3 protein-coding genes are annotated in these 1330 nt (G+C 63.7%); 2 read left to right on the top strand and 1 reads right to left on the bottom strand.

Annotated elements, in window-relative coordinates; translation table 11 throughout:
* Window positions 1-465, top strand: a 465-nt coding sequence (locus ABD323_RS41230; RefSeq protein ID WP_344447221.1) for a hypothetical protein, incomplete at its 5' end; no start/stop codon positions are given.
* A 241-nt stretch (window positions 466-706) separates the two neighbouring features.
* Window positions 707-1093: a DUF6193 family natural product biosynthesis protein gene (locus ABD323_RS41225; RefSeq protein ID WP_184916367.1), complete on the top strand. Its 387-nt coding sequence runs from the start codon at window positions 707-709 to the stop codon at window positions 1091-1093.
* Between the two features lie 10 nt (window positions 1094-1103).
* Here the strand turns inward: ABD323_RS41225 and ABD323_RS41220 are convergent.
* Window positions 1104-1330: transposase (locus ABD323_RS41220; protein ID WP_344447220.1), on the bottom strand; the 227-nt coding region annotated here is incomplete at its 5' end.

Here is a 1330-nt window from a genome sequence, read left to right as displayed (position 1 = left end):
ATCGACCTCACCGCCCAGGAGCCACTGGAGTGGGAGGGCACCGCGCTCGGGCCCCACTACGCCAAGTCCACCTGGACGAACCGGGTCGCGGTGATTCACCCCCACGACCTCGACCCCCGCATGCGCGCTCAGCGGGGCCGCTTCCTCGTCGGCGGCCTGACCGCCAGCTATCCCGACCGAACCATGATGTTCAAGGGAAAGCGGCTCGCCGCACAACAGTTGGATGAGACTTCTAATCTCAGTATCTTCTTCCCGAAGAATGCAGTCTCCGGCACCAAGTGGCCAGCCAAAGCTTGGACCGTGCGCATCAAGAAGCAATGGAAACGCGGGCTGCGCGACCGCTTGAAGGCCCTGGACAAGCCGATCACCATGGACAGTATGTATCCGCCGATCGGCGAAGTTCGCAGATTGGCGCTACGGGAGATTGGCAGATTATCCCGGACATACTCGATTCCGGCAAAATGAAGGCTACCGGCCGCGTCGCCCGTTTCGATGTGACGGACAGTTCCTCTGCGCGATGCCATTCCCTCAGACCGCGTTTGAGATCTGCCGTGTCCCGTGGCTGGAGTGCCACCAGAGCGACCGCCGCGCTGCTGAGAATGGTGTCGGGCAACGTGGCAGATGGGGCACGGGTGGAAGCGTTGCCTCGTCAGCCAAGGGGCCTGGCACGTGGATCAGTCATTCCAGAGTTCGCTAATGTCCGAGCATGGCCGACAACGACACGCTCCGGACAGCACCTACCGACCCTGTGGCAGCCCAGTGGCAGCTCGTGCGGGAGATGAAGGCGAACCACATCGACAGAGCCCTTGTAGAGGCGGCGTATGCAAACCCTGTCCTCCGGGGCCTGTTTCCGCTCGTCAGTCATGGATCGCTTCAGTTCAGCCGCTGCACTGGCTTCCCTTGGTCGAAAGACGTGCCCTCGATCTTTCCCGACCACGGAGGGTTCCGCGTGATTCGGCTGTATGAGCCGGGAGGGCAGGTCATTGGCTCCCTTACAGCCGATGCGGCCGTGGAGCTCGTAGTCTCGCACCTTCCTGCGGACTGCGGTCCTGCCATTGACGGAACACCCGACGTCCTCGAACCGCTCAGCTGAGTCAGACAACTTATCGGGATGCGGAGCCCACGAGCGGGCGCGGGCCTGGGCGGGTGGCTGGCCGGCCTCGGGTGAGTCGGCGGACCATGATGCCGATCATTGCCCAGCGGATCATGGTCTCCGATCGAGCCGGACTGCTCTCGTAGTCCCGGGCGAGACGCCGGTGGGCGGTGAGCCAGGAGAATGTGCGTTCCACCGCCCACCGCTTGGGCTGGACCTGGAAGCCGCGCTGGTCGG

Source organism: Kitasatospora nipponensis (assembly GCF_039528135.1).
Classification (GTDB): domain Bacteria; phylum Actinomycetota; class Actinomycetes; order Streptomycetales; family Streptomycetaceae; genus Kitasatospora; species Kitasatospora nipponensis.
The sequence above is the reverse complement of the archived record's forward strand: the minus strand, read 5'-3'. Positions and strand labels throughout refer to the sequence as shown.